General features: G+C 72.8%; 15 protein-coding genes. 6 read left to right on the top strand and 9 right to left on the bottom strand.

What is annotated here, in order from left to right; all coding sequences use genetic code 11:
• Positions 1 to 106 precede the first annotated feature (106 nt).
• Together VKK44_RS07525 and VKK44_RS07520 are read left to right on the top strand one after the other, a co-directional pair.
• On the top strand, positions 107 to 1,072 hold the full coding sequence (locus tag VKK44_RS07525) for a trypsin-like serine peptidase (protein ID WP_343446112.1): 966 nt from the start codon (positions 107 to 109) through the stop codon (positions 1,070 to 1,072).
• Positions 1,073 to 1,148: 76 nt separating this feature from the next.
• The gene (locus tag VKK44_RS07520; RefSeq protein ID WP_343446110.1) at positions 1,149 to 1,352 is read left to right on the top strand and encodes a hypothetical protein; all 204 of its coding nucleotides are present in this window, start codon (positions 1,149 to 1,151) and stop codon (positions 1,350 to 1,352) included.
• Positions 1,353 to 1,372: 20 nt separating this feature from the next.
• Here VKK44_RS07520 and VKK44_RS07515 read toward each other — a convergent pair whose 3' ends face one another.
• On the bottom strand, positions 1,373 to 2,104 hold the full coding sequence (locus tag VKK44_RS07515; protein ID WP_343446109.1) for an SDR family oxidoreductase: 732 nt from the start codon (positions 2,102 to 2,104) through the stop codon (positions 1,373 to 1,375).
• Positions 2,105 to 2,198: 94 nt separating this feature from the next.
• Between VKK44_RS07515 and VKK44_RS07510 the strand changes: the two genes are divergently transcribed.
• From VKK44_RS07510 to VKK44_RS07500, 3 genes are all read left to right on the top strand, one after another.
• Positions 2,199 to 3,047 carry a LysR family transcriptional regulator gene (locus VKK44_RS07510; RefSeq protein ID WP_343446108.1) on the top strand — a complete coding sequence of 283 codons (849 nt, stop codon included), beginning with the start codon at positions 2,199 to 2,201 and terminating at the stop codon, positions 3,045 to 3,047.
• Positions 3,048 to 3,156: 109 nt separating this feature from the next.
• Positions 3,157 to 4,128 (top strand): IS481 family transposase, encoded by a 972-nt coding sequence (locus tag VKK44_RS07505; RefSeq protein WP_343446107.1) that lies wholly within the window; start codon positions 3,157 to 3,159, stop codon positions 4,126 to 4,128.
• A gap of 171 nt (positions 4,129 to 4,299) precedes the next feature.
• Positions 4,300 to 5,562: an ISL3 family transposase gene (locus VKK44_RS07500; RefSeq protein ID WP_343442779.1), complete on the top strand. Its 1,263-nt coding sequence runs from the start codon at positions 4,300 to 4,302 to the stop codon at positions 5,560 to 5,562.
• Positions 5,563 to 5,702: 140 nt separating this feature from the next.
• On the opposite strand, the gene VKK44_RS07495 is transcribed toward VKK44_RS07500, so the two are convergent.
• The 7 genes from VKK44_RS07495 to VKK44_RS07465 all read right to left on the bottom strand — a co-directional run bounded on the left by VKK44_RS07495 (position 5,703) and on the right by VKK44_RS07465 (position 13,463).
• On the bottom strand, positions 5,703 to 6,311 hold the full coding sequence (locus tag VKK44_RS07495) for a GTP-binding protein (protein ID WP_107162530.1): 609 nt from the start codon (positions 6,309 to 6,311) through the stop codon (positions 5,703 to 5,705).
• Positions 6,292 to 6,681 (bottom strand): DUF742 domain-containing protein, encoded by a 390-nt coding sequence (locus VKK44_RS07490; RefSeq protein ID WP_281938657.1) that lies wholly within the window; start codon positions 6,679 to 6,681, stop codon positions 6,292 to 6,294. Before VKK44_RS07490 ends, VKK44_RS07495 begins: the two co-directional genes overlap by 20 nt.
• A complete protein-coding gene (locus VKK44_RS07485; RefSeq protein WP_181569355.1) occupies positions 6,678 to 7,103 on the bottom strand; it encodes a roadblock/LC7 domain-containing protein in 426 nt (141 codons plus the stop codon). The genes VKK44_RS07490 and VKK44_RS07485 overlap by 4 nt, the downstream gene beginning before the upstream one ends.
• A 66-nt stretch (positions 7,104 to 7,169) precedes the next feature.
• Complete coding sequence (locus VKK44_RS07480; RefSeq protein ID WP_343446106.1) at positions 7,170 to 9,623, bottom strand: sensor histidine kinase; 2,454 nt, start codon at positions 9,621 to 9,623, stop codon at positions 7,170 to 7,172.
• An 80-nt stretch (positions 9,624 to 9,703) separates the two neighbouring features.
• On the bottom strand, positions 9,704 to 11,257 hold the full coding sequence (locus VKK44_RS07475) for a prenyltransferase/squalene oxidase repeat-containing protein (RefSeq protein WP_343446104.1): 1,554 nt from the start codon (positions 11,255 to 11,257) through the stop codon (positions 9,704 to 9,706).
• Positions 11,254 to 12,129, bottom strand: a complete 876-nt coding sequence (locus VKK44_RS07470) for a terpene synthase family protein (protein WP_343446103.1) — start codon at positions 12,127 to 12,129, stop codon at positions 11,254 to 11,256. Before VKK44_RS07470 ends, VKK44_RS07475 begins: the two co-directional genes overlap by 4 nt.
• Positions 12,126 to 13,463 (bottom strand): cytochrome P450, encoded by a 1,338-nt coding sequence (locus VKK44_RS07465; protein ID WP_343447705.1) that lies wholly within the window; start codon positions 13,461 to 13,463, stop codon positions 12,126 to 12,128. The genes VKK44_RS07470 and VKK44_RS07465 overlap by 4 nt, the downstream gene beginning before the upstream one ends.
• A 343-nt stretch (positions 13,464 to 13,806) precedes the next feature.
• On the opposite strand from VKK44_RS07465, the gene VKK44_RS07460 reads away from it, so the two are divergent.
• Positions 13,807 to 14,055 (top strand): DUF2630 family protein, encoded by a 249-nt coding sequence (locus VKK44_RS07460; protein WP_107162524.1) that lies wholly within the window; start codon positions 13,807 to 13,809, stop codon positions 14,053 to 14,055.
• 70 nt (positions 14,056 to 14,125) lie between these two features.
• Here the strand turns inward: VKK44_RS07460 and VKK44_RS07455 are convergent, their stop codons facing one another.
• Positions 14,126 to 15,052 (bottom strand): serine protein kinase RIO, encoded by a 927-nt coding sequence (locus VKK44_RS07455; protein ID WP_343446102.1) that lies wholly within the window; start codon positions 15,050 to 15,052, stop codon positions 14,126 to 14,128.
• Positions 15,053 to 15,178 lie beyond the last annotated feature (126 nt).

Raw genomic sequence — 15,178 nt, 5'->3', positions numbered from 1 at the left:
TGACTCGTTGACTCTCCGCTACCCCGTCGATACGTTTCCGCTATCGCGATGCACCACGGGGGCGCTCCAGCTTTCGATCCGGAAATCGAACGCTGGGAAGGAACTCATGAAAACGTCGACAAGATTTCTGGCCCTACCAGCCCTGATCCTGCCGGTGATTCTCGCCGGCGTGCCGGCGCAGGCCGCCACCGGCGCCACCACGGGCACGGCCGCACCGACCGCGGTCACCTCGATCGAGCGCAAGGCGGGGTCGTCCGCGCCGGCCAGGGCCTACTGGACGGCCGAACGGATGGCCGCGGCCACGCCGGCCGACGAGGTGGAGAAGCCCGCCGGCCCGGTCACCCAGAGCCCCACCCCGGAACGGGTGCGGCGCTTCGCGGAAGCGGTGGCGCCGAAGGACGGCAGCGGCTTCGGCGTCCAACTGAACGAGTCGATCACGGTGGGGAAGATCTTCTACACCAGCTCCACCGACGGCCTGGGCCACTACTGCTCGGCGAGCGTGGTGAACAGCCCGGCACGCAACATGGTCTTCACGGCCGCGCACTGCGTGCACGACGGGCCGGGTCGGACCTGGCACACCGCGAACTGGATGTTCGTGCCGTCGTACCGCAACGGCGCACAGCCGTACGGCACCTGGGACTGGTCCACGCTCGCGGTGCCGACCGGCTGGATCAACACCCGCGAGCGGCAGTACGACGTCGCGGTCGCACTCGTCTACGGGAGCCGTTCGATCGTGGACGCGGTGGGCGCCAACGGGCTGCTCACCGGCGGCGGCCGGGAGTACCACTACGACATCTTCGGTTACCCGAGCAACAAGGACAGCGGTGAGGTGCAGTGGGTCTGCTCGGGCACGTCGCGGGACGCGGGCAGCAACCGGATCGAGATGGACTGCGGCTTCGGCGGCGGATCGAGCGGTGGTCCGTGGTACTACAGCTATGACAACACCAACAGGCGTGGTGACGTGCACGGGGTGATGAGCTACTCCAGCGGGTCGAACACGAACGGCTCGCCGTACTTCTCCGCCGCGGTGGTGGGGACGCTCTACAACACGTACGCGAACGACACCTGGTGAACGACGGGTCCGCCTGGGGCACCGACCGGCGCACCAGGCGGACCGACACGCTAACCACCCGCTTCAGGGAGGCACAATGTCACACCCCGTACTGCTCGGCGCGGCCGGCGCCGCGGCGCTGGCGGTGGCCGCGGCCATCGTCATCATCGTGACGCGTGACGCCGGGGCGGCATCCCCCGCGCCCGGCCCGGTGGTCGCGACACACAATCCGAGCCCCGGCGCCACCGATCCGTCCGCGTACTGGACGAGAGAACGCATGCGGGACGCGATCGGCGACTGATCCCCGGCCGGACCGATCGGTCACCAGGGCACCACACCGGCGTCCTCGAAGAACCCGCCGGTCGGCCCGTCGTCGGGCAGCGTCGCCAGCCTGATCCCGATCGCCGCGCCCTGCTGCGGCGTACGCACGCCGCGGAAGCCGTTCAGGTCGGTCGCGGTGAAGCCGGGGCAGCCGGCGTTGATCAGGATGTTCGTGTCGCCCAACGCGCGCGCGTACTGGATGGTCACCGCGTTGAGCATCGACTTCGACGGCGCGTAGGCCACGGACAGCGGGCCGGTCTGCTCCTCCCCGGTGGAGGCGCTCTGCCGGGCGAGCGAGCCGACGCCGCTGGACATGTTGACGATCCGGGGCGAGGCCGAGCGGCGCAGCAGCGGCAGCATCGCCTCGGTGACCCGGATGACGCCGATCACGTTGACCTCGACCGCGGCCCGCACGGTCGCGACGTCCACGCCGCCGGGCCGCTGCGGCATGCCGCCGGTGACGCCCGCGTTGTTGACCAGCACGTCGAGACCGCCGGCCTGCTCGGTCAGCAGGCGGGCGGCGGCGGTCACGCTCGCGTCGTCGGTCACGTCCAGCGGTACGCCGAACGCGTCCACGCCGTCCGCGCGCAGCTTCGCCACCGCGGCCTCCCGGCGCTGCCCGTCCCGCGCGCCGACGCCCACCCGCCAGCCGAGCGCGCCCAGGCCGGCCGCGATCTCGTACCCGATTCCCTTGTTCGCGCCGGTCACCAGCGCGATCGTGCGTTCGCTCATGCGATTGATCCTGGTCGCGCCGGCACCGGGCGACCAACACCGTCTCGGTAGCGCGCGATACCCGCCGGGTATCACCCGGAGGTACGGTGGCCGGGTGGAGACCCGGGAGTTGCGCTACTTCGTCGCGGTCGCCGAGGAGCTGCACTTCGGCCGCGCCGCGCGCCGCCTCGGCATCGCCCAACCGCCGCTGTCGCGGGCGATCGCGCAGCTCGAACGGCGGCTCGGGGCGACGCTGCTGGCTCGGGACAGCCGGGCCGTCACGCTGACCCCGGCCGGCGCGGTGCTGCTGCGCGAGGGCCGGGCCGCGCTGGACGCGGTGGCCGCCGCCGACCGCCGCACCCGCCGCGCCGCGTCCGCCGCGGACGGCGAGCCCGGCCTGGTGCTGGCCACGAAGGCCGGCGCGTCCAGCGAGCTGCTGCCGAAACTGCTCGACGCGTACGCCGCCGAACCGGACGCGGTCGCCGTGGACGTGTTGCTGTGCGGCATCGGCGAACAGGAGCGGCTGCTGCGCGACGGTCGGGCCGACGTGGCGCTGCTGCACCTGCCGTTCGACTCGACCGCCGGGCTCGACACCGAGGAACTGGTGACGGAGCAGCAGGTCGCGGTCCTGCCGGCCGCGCATCCCGCCGCCGGCGCGCGCGAGCTGCGGCTGGCCGACGTCGAGGCGCTGCCCGGCCTGCCGATGCCGCGCTGGCCCCGGTCGGACGGCACGTATCCGGACGGTCCGGGCCCGGAGGTCCGGGACCATGCCCAGCTCCTCCAACTGATCGCGCTCGGCCGGGCCGCGACGGTGCTGCCCGAGTCGTGCCGGACGCTTCTGGGTCCCGGCCTCGCCGCGGTGCCGGTGCCGGACGCGCCCGCGGTGACCACGGTGATCGCGTGGCCGCCGCACAGCCGGTCGCGGGCCCTGGCCGGCCTGGTCCGGGCCGCCACCCGCCGCTAGCGCTAGCTGTAATGCCCATGAGGGTTGTTGACGGCGTGGCGGCTTGAGACGAGGCGAGACCTCCGGCGAGGTGTGAGGTGCTGACGCCCACACCGAAACCGGAGGTCTCATGGCCCACCGTAATGCCCGGCTGACCGTTCACGGCCGGCGGCTGCTCATCATGCGTGTCGTCGACCAGGGCCGGCCGGTCGCCCACGTCGTCAAGGAACTGGGCTGCTCCCGGGCCACCGGCTACAAATGGCTGCAGCGGTGGCGGGCCGAGGGCGACGCCGGTCTGACCGACCGGTCCAGCCGGGCTCACCACCAGCCTCACAAGACGCCCGCAGAGCTGGAGGCGCGGGTCTGCCAGCTGCGCCAGGAACGCAAACTCGGCGCGCAGCGGCTCGGACCGTTGCTCGGGTTACCCGCCTCGACCGTGCACGCGATCCTGACCCGGCACGGTCTGCACCGTCTAGCCTGGCTCGATCGGCCCACCGGTCAGGTCATCCGCCGCTACGAGCGTGACCGTCCCGGTGAGCTGATCCACGTCGACGTCAAGAAACTCGGCCGGGTCCGTGACGGCGGCGGCTGGCGGATCCTGGGTCGCGACAGCCTCGAACACCGCCGAGCCCGCAACACCGCCCGCGTCGGCTTCGACTACGTGCACTGCGCCATCGACGACCACACCCGCATCGCCTACGCCGAGATCCACCCCGACGAGAAGACCCACACCTGCGCCGGCTTCCTCCGCCGCGCCGCCGAACACTTCGCCACCCACGGCATCACCCACGTCGAACGCGTCATGACCGACAACGCCCTGGCCTACCGCCGAGGCCGAGCCTGGCACCAAGCCCTGACCGACCTCGGCGCCACCGCCCGCTTCACCCGCCGCTACCGACCACAGACCAACGGCAAAGCCGAACGCTTCAACCGCACCCTGCTCGAAGAATGGGCCTACCAACAGCCCTACATCAGCAACCAACAACGCGCCGACGCCCTACCCACCTGGCTACACACCTACAACCACCACCGCAACCACACCTCACTCGGCGGCAAACCACCCATCAGCCGCGTCAACAACGCAGCTGGGCATTACAGCTAGCGCTAGCGCCACCGCGCCACGCGTGCGTTCGACGCGGTATACCGCTTAGTCATAATTGTGGGTCTTGTGACGTGTTTGTGGGTGGTTGGGCGCGTCGTTGATGGCGCACGCCGTTGTCCTGCCTAGGTTCTGGCTTGTCGAAGGTCAGAACTGAGTGGGCGGGGCAACGGCGTGCGTTCGGTAAGGGTATGGGCTCGGTTGTTCGGGGTCGAGCAGGCGGTGGTGGAGGGTGTCGAGTTCGATGCGGTCGAGCAGGTGGTGGTGGCTCGGGTGCGGGTGGCTCGGGGTGCTCGGCGGCGGTGTCCGTTTTGCCGGCGGCGGTGTCCTGGTTATGACGCGGGGGTGCGTCGGCGGTGGCGGGCGTTGGATCTGGGGGTGGTGCGGGCGGTGATCGAGGCCGATGCGCCGCGGGTGTCGTGTCGGGTGCATGGGGTGGTGGTCGCGGCGGTGCCGTGGGCCAGGCATGGGGCGGGGCATACCCGGGCGTTCGATCAGGCGGTGGCGTGGTTGGCGGTGCACGCGGCGAAGTCGGTGGTGTCGCGGTTGATGCGGATCAGTTGGCGCACGGTGGGTGCGATCATCGCGCGGGTGTGGGCTGATAGCGGCGCAGCGGTGGATCGCCTCGACGGGTTACGTCGTATCGGTATCGACGAGGTCAGCTACAAGAAAGGCCACCGGTATCTGAGCGTGGTGGTGGATCACGACACCGGCCGGCTGGTGTGGGCCGCTGCGGGCAAGAGCGCGGCTACGTTGCACGAGTTCTTCGACCTGCTCGGACCCGAGCGGGCAGCCGCGATCACCCACGTGTCGGCTGACGGCGCGGACTGGATCACCACCGTGGTGCGCCGTCGTTGCCCGAACGCGGTGCGCTGCGCCGACCCGTTCCACGTCGTGGCCTGGGCCAGCGACGCCGTGGACCGAGTCCGCCGGCAGGTATGGAACGCCGCCGCCGGTCGGGGAACAGGCCGTCGCGGTGTCGCCGTCGGCGAAGCGCGGCTGGTGAAGAACACCCGCTGGGCGTTGTGGAAGAACCCGGACAACCTCACCGGCGCACAACGGGCCACCCTCGACTGGATCGCCAAGAACCACCCCCGCCTACACCGAGCCTGGGCCCTCAAAGAAGGCCTGCGCTACGTGTTCACCCTGGCCAAAACCAGCCCCACCACAGCGGTCCAAGCCCTCGACCAATGGATCGGCTGGGCCCGCCGCAGCCGCATCGACATCTTCGTCGACCTGCAACGCCGCGTGGTCCGCCACCGCGACGCCATCATCGCCTCGCTCGAACACGGCCTGTCCAACGGCCGCATCGAATCCGTCAATGCCAAGATCCGCCTCATCACCCGGATGGCCTTCGGCTTCCACTCACCCCACGCCCTCATCGCCCTAGCCCTACTCAGCCTCGGCGGCCACCGCCCCCAACTCCCCAACCGATGACCCACACATCCAGCACAAAATCCATAATTGTGACCCAGCGGTATACCGCTCAGAGCGATCCGGTTTCCCGTCGCGGTGACGCTGGGTCACCGGACGGGTGGCGGAGTGCCGGCGGTCAGACCCGCAGATCCTCGCGCAGCTCAGTCACCGGCGGCCCGCCGACGCGCCTCACGCAGCTTCATGGCGTGCTCCAGCAGCGTGATCAGCACCTCCTTGGCCGACTCGCGCTGACGTGCGTCGCAGAGCACCACCGGCACGCCCGGATCCAGGTCGAGCGCCGCCTGCACCTCGTCGAGCCGGAACTGCCGGGCCCCCTCGAAGCAGTTCACCGCCACCACGAACGGCGTGCCGCGCCCCTCGAAGTAGTCGATCGACGGGAAGCAGTCGGCCAGCCGGCGGGTGTCGGCGAGCACCACCGCGCCGAGCGCGCCGAGCGCCAGCTCGTCCCAGACGAACCAGAACCGGTCCTGCCCGGGTGTGCCGAACAGATAGAGCACCAGATCGTCGCTGAGCGTGATCCGGCCGAAGTCCATCGCCACGGTGGTGGTCGACTTCGCCTCCACGCCGGACAGGTCGTCGATGCCGATCCCGGTCTCGGTCAGCACCTCTTCGGTACGCAGCGGCCGGGTCTCGCTGACCGCGCCGACCATGGTGGTCTTGCCCACGCCGAAACCACCGGCGATCAGGATCTTGATCGCGGTGGGCAGCGGCGCCGCTCCCGCCGGCCGCTCAGAGCGCCCGTAGTCCATTGATTACCGCCTCGAAAACATGCTCGTCGGGAAGGCCGGCGGGGGTGGCGCGCGGCTCGCGTACCTGCACCAGACTGCGGGCCGCCAGGTCTCCGAGGAGGACCCGGACGGTGCCCACCGGCAGGTCGAGATGGGCGGCGATCTCGGCCACGGAAAGGATCCGCTGACAGAGGCCGACTATCGCCACGTGCTCCGGGCCCAGCCCGGACTCCGACCCGACCTCGGTACGGGTCGCGGTCACCAGGGAGATCAGGTCGAACGTGCCGGTCACCGGGCGGGCCCGGCCACCGGTCACCGCGTACGGGCGGACCACCGGACCCGCGTGGTCGTCGACCCACTCCTGCTCGGTGGGCTCCCCCCGGCCGGTCATCGCGCCGCGTTCTCGCCGAGGGGCTGTTCCCGGGTGGGTGATGCGACGAACCGGCCGACCCGGGTGACCAGCATGGCCATCTCGTACGCGATCAGGCCGACGTCCGCGTCCTCCGAGGCCAGCACCGCCAGGCAGGCGTTGCGGCCGGCCGCGGTGACGAACAGGAAGGAGGACTGCATCTCGATGATGGTCTGCTGCACCTGACCACCGCCGAACCGCTTGCCCGCGCCCCGGGCCAGGCTCTGGATGCCCGCCGCCATCGCCGCCAGGTGCTCGCCGTCGTCCCTGCTCAATCCGCGGGACGAGGCCATCAGCAGTCCGTCGGTGGAGAGCGCCACGGCGTGTTCCGCCTGCTTGACCCGGCCGACCAGGTCATCCAGCAGCCACGCAAGATCCGCGCTCGAAGCCGTCTTCTGCGCCACTCGTCGTCCTCTTCTCCCCGGCTGGTGTGCCGTTCTCGTCCCGGATGCGTCGGCGTCGACGCCCGGTCAGGTGACCTGCTCGTTTCCGTCGGCCGGCCCGTCACCGGCCCCGTGCGCCCCGCCGAGCAGCCGCGCCGCGTCGGTGCGGCCACGTCGGGTTCCACTCTGGTAGGAGCTCATCATCCGGCGTACCTGCTCCGGTGCGCGCGCCGTGTCGTCCGCCCCGTCGTCGTCCGCCTCGGACCGCTCGTGCCGCAGCTCCGGGACGAGGCTGGCCTGGCGTACCCGGACGGGCAGCCCGACGTCGGTCCTCGGTGGCGTCGTCTCCTCGGCCACCGCCGGCGCGGCGCGGTTCTCGACCACGGCCAGCTCCGCGGTCGGCCCGGCCACCGCCGGCTGCCGTTTGCGGGTACGCGCCGGCAGCCCGGACGGCGTCAGCCGGGGCACCGGTGGTGCCGGCTCGGTGTCGGGCGTACCGGCGTCGACCGGCCCGGCCCCGACGGCGGTGCCGTCCTCGCCCGTCCGGACCGGGACCGTCTCCGGGCCGGGCCGGGCCGGGGCGTCCTGCGGCGCGACAGCCGGCGCCGGCACCGGCGCGGCGGTGCCGGCACGCGTCTCGGCGGTCCCGTCCGGCTCGCCGGCGTCCGTGCTGATCAGTTCCCGCGGGATCAGCACCACCGCGGTCGTGCCGCCGTACGCCGACTCCCGGAGCTGCACCCGCACGCCGTGCCGCTCGGTGAGCCGGCTGACCACGAACAGGCCGAGCCGGGCGGCGTCGGCGAGGTTCAGCTCGGACCGGTCCACGATGCGCGCGTTGGCGGCGGCCAGGTCGTCGCCGCTCATGCCGAGGCCCCGGTCCTCGATCTCGATCGCGAAACCGTTGGCGACCAGTTGGCCGCGCACCTCCACGGTGGTCTGCGGCGGCGAGAAGGAGAGGCCGTTCTCGATCAGCTCGGCCAGCAGGTGGATCACGTCACCGACGGCGCGGCCGGTCAGCGACACCGCGCCCAGCGACCGGACGGTCACCCGGGTGTAGTCCTCGACCTCGGCGACCGCGCCGCGCACCACGTCGACCATCGGCACGCTGCGCCGCCAGGCGCGACCCGGCGTCGACCCGGAGAGCACGATCAGGTTCTCCGCGTTACGCCGCATCCGGGTGGCCAGGTGGTCGACCCGGAACAGGTCCTCCAGCTCCTCGGCGTCGTGTTCCCGGCGTTCCATGGCGTCGAGCAGCGTGAGCTGGCGGTGCACCAGCGCCTGGGTGCGCCGGGCCAGGCTGAGGAACACGTCGCGGACGCTGCGGCGCAGCTCGGCCTGCTCGACGGCGGTGCGGACGGCGGTCTCCTGGACCAGGTTGAAGGCCTTGCCGACCTGGCCGATCTCGTCGTCGCCGAACTGCAACGGTGGCGCCTCCCGGGCGACGTCCACCTCCTCACCGTGGCCCAGCCGCTCCACCACGCTGGGCAGCCGCTCGTTGGCCAGCCGGAAGGCGGCCTCGCGCAGCCGTTCGAGCTGCCGGACCAGCGCGCGGGCCGTGGTGATCGAGACGATGACGGACGCGACGACGGCGATCAGGCCGAGACCGGCGGCGAGCACCAGCCGGACGATGACGCCGACGGCGACCGGGGTGGCCCGGGACACGATGTCCTCACCACCGGCGAGGATCACCCCGCGCAGGTCGGCCATCGCCCGGTCGGCGGCGGCCCGCCAGGCCGCGGCGGTGACCGGCGGGCGCACATCCTCGCCCTTGGCCGCGAGCACCCGGTCCTGGAGCGTCCGCAACTGCCCGAACGCCTCCCCCTCGACCATCTGCTGGTAGCGGGACCGGTCGGTCGGGGCGAGTTCCCGGGCGGTGCGGTCGGCGAGGAACCACTGGGCGCCGACCAACCGGGCGAACGCGGTCTGCTCGGCGACGGTCAGCCGGTTGGCCGAGACCGCGCCGGTGAGCAGCGCGTCCTGTTGGGACAGCAGTTCGCGGGAACGGTTCAGGTCGATCAGCGCGGCGGTGTCCCGGGCGATCTGGTCGTCGTCGAGACCGCCGAGCGCGTCGAAGACGGCGAAGATGCCGTCGACCGCCTCGTCGTACGCGGCAAGCGTCGCGGTCCGGTCGATGGTCTTGCGGCCCACCTCGTCGCGGACCTGGACGAGCTGGCCGAGCTCGGCCTTCAACTCGGCGAGCCGTTGCTCCAGCTCCTCGCTGGCCGGGACCTCGGTGCGCCAGTCCTGCACCGAGGCCCACAGCGCGGTGGCGGCGGTGTCGGTGCGTCCGCGCTGGGCCTGGAGCTCCTGCAACTGCGCGGGGTCGGACTCACCCAGGTAGCGCAGCGAGAGCCGGCGCTCGTTCTGCAACTCCAGCAGCAGCGGGTCACTCGGCTCGAAGACCCGCGCGTTGAGCGCCTGCACGCCGAGCAGGTTGAACCCGTCCCGCACGGTCACCCAGGCCGCGAACGCCCAGAGCGCGGTCAGCGACGCCAGCAGGGCGATGATCTTCGTACGGAGATTCGTACTGCGGGAACCCATCACACCGTCCTGGCCCGGTCTTCGGTCGGTCCGGAATCCGATCGACTCCGGCGCACGCTAGCAGCCGTCGTGAACTCCGTTCAAGCGATCCTGATCATGGTGGGTGCCGGACGCGCCGACGCCCAGCCGGCGCGCCCCGACGCGGCCAGCACCGCCGCGCGCACGATCCGGGTCGGCCGGTAGAGGTCCTTGTCGTGCCAGAGCGCCGGCCCGCCGTCGCATCCGTCCAGCTCGGACAGTCGGGCCCGACCCCGGGCCAGCGCCGCGGCGATCCGGGCGTCCCCGGCACGGCCGGCGCGGGCCAGGGCGAGCACCGCGTACGCGGTCTCCTCGGCGGTGCCGTCCCAGCGGCCCCAGGAACCGTCCGACCGCTGGGTGTCCAGCAGCCAGCCGACGCCCCGCTCGACGGGGGTCCGGGCCGCGCCGTCGGGCGCGTGGTCGGCCAGCGCGAGCAGCACCGCGTACGTCGCGTAGTACGCCGAGGCGTGCCAGCGGTCGTCCCACCGCCCGTCCGGTTCCTGCCGCTCGACCAGCCAGTCGGTGACCCGGCGACGGGCCGCTGTCACGCCGGGTCGGCTGGCGTGCTCGCCGAGCGCGTCGAGCACGTGCGCGTTGGTGGTCAGCGAGGCGCCGTCCTCCCCCGGCCAGGTGCAGAAGTGACGCCCGGTGTCGTACCCGGCGAGCGCGGTGACGCCGAGCGGCCGACCCAGTCGGGCCAGCACGTAGAGCACGACGGAGGTGGTGTCGGCGTCGGCCGGCAACCCGGGCGCGGTGGCCGCGCCGGACGCGCCGACGGCGGCGCTCAACTCGGACAGCACCGGCGCCGCCACGCGCACCGGGACGCCGGCCCGGAGCAGGACGGCGATCACCCAGGCCCGTTCGAAGACGGTGATCGGGCTGGCGCAGGGCACCGGCCCGGACCGGCCGACGCCGCGCAGGTAGTCCAGGGCGGGGCCGGGCTCGGGCCGGCCGAGCCAGGCGGCCGTGGCGGCCGGGGAGGCGCCCACCGACCCGCTCGCCGAGGGGCGGACACCGGCCGCCCCGGGCGCCAGTTCGCCGGTCACCTCCAGCGCGTGCGCCAGCTTCTCCGGGACCGGACGGCCGGTGGCCAGCAGTCCGCGTACCCGGGTCAGCCGGGTCGGGTCGAGACCGGCCGGCAACGGCAGGCGGGGCCGGTCCGCCCAGCCGGCCAGCCCGGGCGGCGGACCCGCCGGCCCGGCGAGACGCCGGTCCACGGCGGTCAGCAACGCCGGCACGATCAGGTCGGTGGCCGGCAGGTCGGGCGGGGTGTCCCCGGGCAGCGCGGCGGCCAGGAACGCCAGGCCGCGGTGCGCGGCGGCGGCCGGCGCCGCGGCCGGTCCGGCCCGGTGCAGTTCGGCCAGCAGCGCTTCGACGGCGCTCAGCGTCGGCACCAACGCGTAACCACCGGGGCCGCCCCAACCGCCGTCCGGGCGCTGCCGGTCGAGCAGCCAGGCCAGGCGCGCGTCGTGGCCGGGCAGCCAGGGCGCCAGCGCGGCCAGCCGGCCGGTCTCGTAGACCGACGGCGAGGTCTGCCCCGCCGGATCGTCCGCGAGCGCGTCGACAAGCTCCCGCGCGGGCCCGGTCCGGGTCGCGGGCTGGGCGGTGAGACTCACCGCACGCCCCAGAAGTCGGTGTGCCGGTAGAACCCGGTGGTGAACCCGAGCTGGCGGGACAGGAAGTCGGCCTCCCGGGGCACCTCGCCGGCCAGCTTCGCCAGCAGCACCCGGCAGTGGTCGACCTGCTCGGCGAACCGCCGCTCGACCTCCGCCGGGTCGTCCACCAGCAGCAGCGCGTTGAGGTCACCCGACTCCGCGTCCCGGCGGTGGGTGCCGAGGTCGTTGACCAGGCGCAGCGCCCGCTGCACCTCGTCGCCGACCTCGATCAGCCGGTCCAGCGCGGCGGCGTCGGCGACCGATCCGGTGTGGATCCAGTGGGCCACGTTGACCACCGTGGCGGCGAGGTTGTCCGCGTTGGCCAGGTACTCGGCGAGCGTGGGACGGCCGGTGCGCCGCCACGTCCACTCGCGGGCCATCGCGTCCAGCGTGCGTTCCATCGTGGTACGCCAGCGCCCGCGCAACGCGTGGTAGCCGGGTGCGGTGGCGACGTCGTCGCGCAGCTCGGCGAGGAACCGGCCGAGCGGGTCGGTGGTCGCCGCGCCGTCGAGCACGTCCAGGCAGGTACGGGTGATCCGGTCCACCTCGGCGCGGCTGGTCGCCCGGTGGTCGACCAGCCAGTCGACCGCGAAACCCCAGAGCACCGCGCGGTTGGTGACCGCCAGCTCGGCGGCCGTGTGCCAGGGGGCGCTGAACGCCATCGCCGAGGCGATGCTGCCGAACAGGGTGGCGTCGAACGGGTCACCGGGGAACAGGTCGGGGTGCGCGGCGGCGACCCGCCGCAGGCCGCGTTGGCCGTGCGCGACGAGCGCGCAGATCCGGCCCTGTTCCGCCGCGGCGGCGATCGGGTCCGGCGTCGGTCCGCCGGTCACGTCGGCTCCGCCCGGCCGGCCGCGAGCAGCGTCAGCTCGACCCGCTCGCGGGGTCGCAGCGCCGCCGCCAGGCGCAACCCGGGCACGTCGGTGCGGTGCAGCCGGAAGCGGTAGCGGCTGAGCATCGTGGCGAGGATGAGCTGGGCCTCCAGATAGAACAGGTACATGCCGAGACACTGGTGCGGGCCGCCGCCGAACGGGAAGTGGGCGTAGCGGTGGCGGTTGCGGACCTGCTCCGGCCGGAACCGCTCCGGGTCGAACTCGTCCGGCCGGTCCCAGAACTGCCGCATCCGCTGGGTGATCAGCGGGCTGACCGCCATGGTGGCGCCGGGCTCGATCGGCACGCCGTCGATGACGTCCTCGGCGACCGCGCGGCGCGGGATGATCCAGCCGATCGGGTAGAGCCGCAGCAGCTCGTCCAGCACCATCCGGGTGTAGGTGAGCCGGGTCAGGTGTTCCCGGCGTACCGGCCCGTCGCCGACCACGTCGTCGATCTCGGCGTAGAGCCGCTCGGCCACCTCGGGGTGCTGGTGCAGGTGCGGCCAGGCCCAGGTGAGCACGTTGATGGTGGTCTCGGTGGTGGCGGCGAACATGGCCACGGTGTCGTTGCGGACCTGCCGCTCGTCGAGCTGCCGGCCGTCGTCGGTGCGGGCCCGCCACAGCGTGGAGATGATGTCGTCGCCGGAGTCGGCGTCGTCGCGGGTCTGCCGGACGATCGGCACCAGCACGTCGTCCACCACGCGCACCGCGCGGCGGAACGCCCGGTCGCCCGGCATCGGCAGCGACAGCGGCGCGAACGGCACGACGATGCGGGGGATGACCGCGGTGGCGATGCGATCCTGGGCGTCGATCACGCGCATCGCGTCCGGCACCGAGATGCGGTCGGCGAAGAGCACCTTCATGATCGCCCGGCTGACGATGCGGGCCTGCTCGACGCCGATGTCGACCGGCCGCCCGGCGCGGTACGGCTCGTCCAGCTCGTCGACGGCGTCGGAGATGGCGTCGGCCATGCCGTCGATGAGCGCCTCCACCCGCTTGGCGGTGAACATCGGCTGCAACATCCGGCGGCTGGCCGACCAGATCTGCCCCTCGCCGAGGATGCCCTCGCCGAACAGCCGCTTGACCGGGCGCCAGAACAGTCCGTCGCCGGCCCGCTCGTAGTTGTCCGCCCGGTCGCGCAGCACGTGCTGCACGTGCCGGGGATGGGTGACCAGGTACGGGCGGAACGAGCCGAGGTTGAGCCGGACCAGGTCGCCGCCGGTGCGGTTGCCGATGTCGATCAGCGCGCGGGCCGGGTCCCGCAGGACGGCGGGCAGGATCTGCCGCAGCGGCACGGCGTGAGGCCGGCCGGTGGGCCGGGACAGGCCGGGCGAATCGACCACCTGAACGCTCCCTCGGGTAGCTGAGGGTCGTTACCCCGTCTCGACCCGTGAACGTTGCTCGCGAGCATGCCATCCTGAGCGATGAATCAAAAGGCAGCCCGGAGGATATTTCACTGAGCAACAATCTCTTTGTCGAGAATGGAGCCGGTGGGATATGCGTCACGCCGCGGATCTTCCGGTGCGGGGCGAGGGCTCCCGCTCACCGCATTCGCTAACGGCCGGCCCCCCTTTTCGACACCTGGCGCGTGGCGTGGGAACGCGGGCGCGGGCGCGTCGGCTGTGCCAAGCTTCGGGAATGGACGACAAGACCATCCTGAGCCGGATCTCCGAACTCGTCGACGAGGAGCACCGGCTGCGCGCCGGCGCGCAGCAGCACGAGGCCGGCACCGACGACGAGGCCCGTGAACGGCTCCGGCACCTGGAGGAGTCCCTGGACCAGTGCTGGGACCTGCTCCGCCGTCGCCGGGCGGCCCGGCAGGCGCACGGCGACCCGGACGCCCAGGGTGAGCGCCCGGTGCCGGAGGTCGAGCGCTACCTCCAGTGACCCGTGCTGCGGGTGGCGTCGCCGAGCCGGCGTTCCGGGCGGGACGCATCCCGCCCGGAACGCTCGCGGTTCAGCCGATCCCCGCCTCCCGCAACAGCGTCTCGGTCAGCGCCACCGGGTCGGTGTCGGCGGCGGGCAGCCCCCGGGCGGTGAACCAGGCGGCCACCACGCGCACGTCCCGGGCCAGGAACTCGGCCCCCTGCGGGTTGGCCACCACGTCCACCACCTGCGGCAGGTCGATCATGACCAGCCGACCGGCGTCGACCAGAAGGTTGTACGGCGACAGGTCGCCGTGGGCGTACCCGGCCCGCGCCAGCACCACCAGGGCGTCGACCAACTGGTCCCACAGGTCGCGCAGCGCGTCGTCGTCGGGCCGGGCCTGGGCCAGCCGGGGCGCGGCCTCGCCCGCCTCGGCGTCGCCCACGAACTCCAGCATCAACTCGGTGCCGAGCAGCTGCACCGGGTAGGGCACGGCGATCCGCCCGGAGGCGGCGCCGATCTCCCAGAGCCGGGACAGCGCGGCGAACTCGGCCGCCGCCCACTGCCCGGCGATCATCTGCCGGCCGAACGCGGTGCGCCCGGCCATCGCCCGCATCTCCCGTGACCGGCGTACCCGGCGACCCTCCAGGTAGCCGGCGTCGCGGTGGAAGAGCCGGTGCTGGGCGTCCCGGTAGCGCTTGACCGCCAGCAGGCAGCCCCGGTCGGTGTCCGGCACCGCGCGGCGGACCAGGTGGACGTCCGCCTCCTTGCCGGTCTTGAGCATTCCCAGCTCGGTGTCCCGGGCCGCCAGCTCGGTGACCAGCCAGGCCGGATGCGGCTCCGGGCCGTGGACAGCCCGGTCCCAGGAGGACCAGCGGTCCTCCGCGTCGGGCTCCGCGTCCGGGTCGGCGAGGGCCGGGGCCGGCCGGCCCCGCTTCAGGTAGTCGGGTTCGTCGTCGTCGAAGCGGCTCTTGCCGCGGCCACGGCGCGGCGGCGCCGGAAAGTCGTGATCGCGCACGGGTGGATCTGTCCTTCGGTCGAGTCTGGTGGAGGCAGGCGGAACGACCCTGCAAAGACGGCCATGACCGACCTCCCCTCCTCGACCGGGCGACCCCGGTTGCGCCCTCGCGCGGCACCCATGCTC

Source organism: Micromonospora sp. DSM 45708 (assembly GCF_039566955.1).
Lineage (GTDB): Bacteria > Actinomycetota > Actinomycetes > Mycobacteriales > Micromonosporaceae > Micromonospora.
The sequence above is the reverse complement of the archived record's forward strand: the minus strand, read 5'-3'. Positions and strand labels throughout refer to the sequence as shown.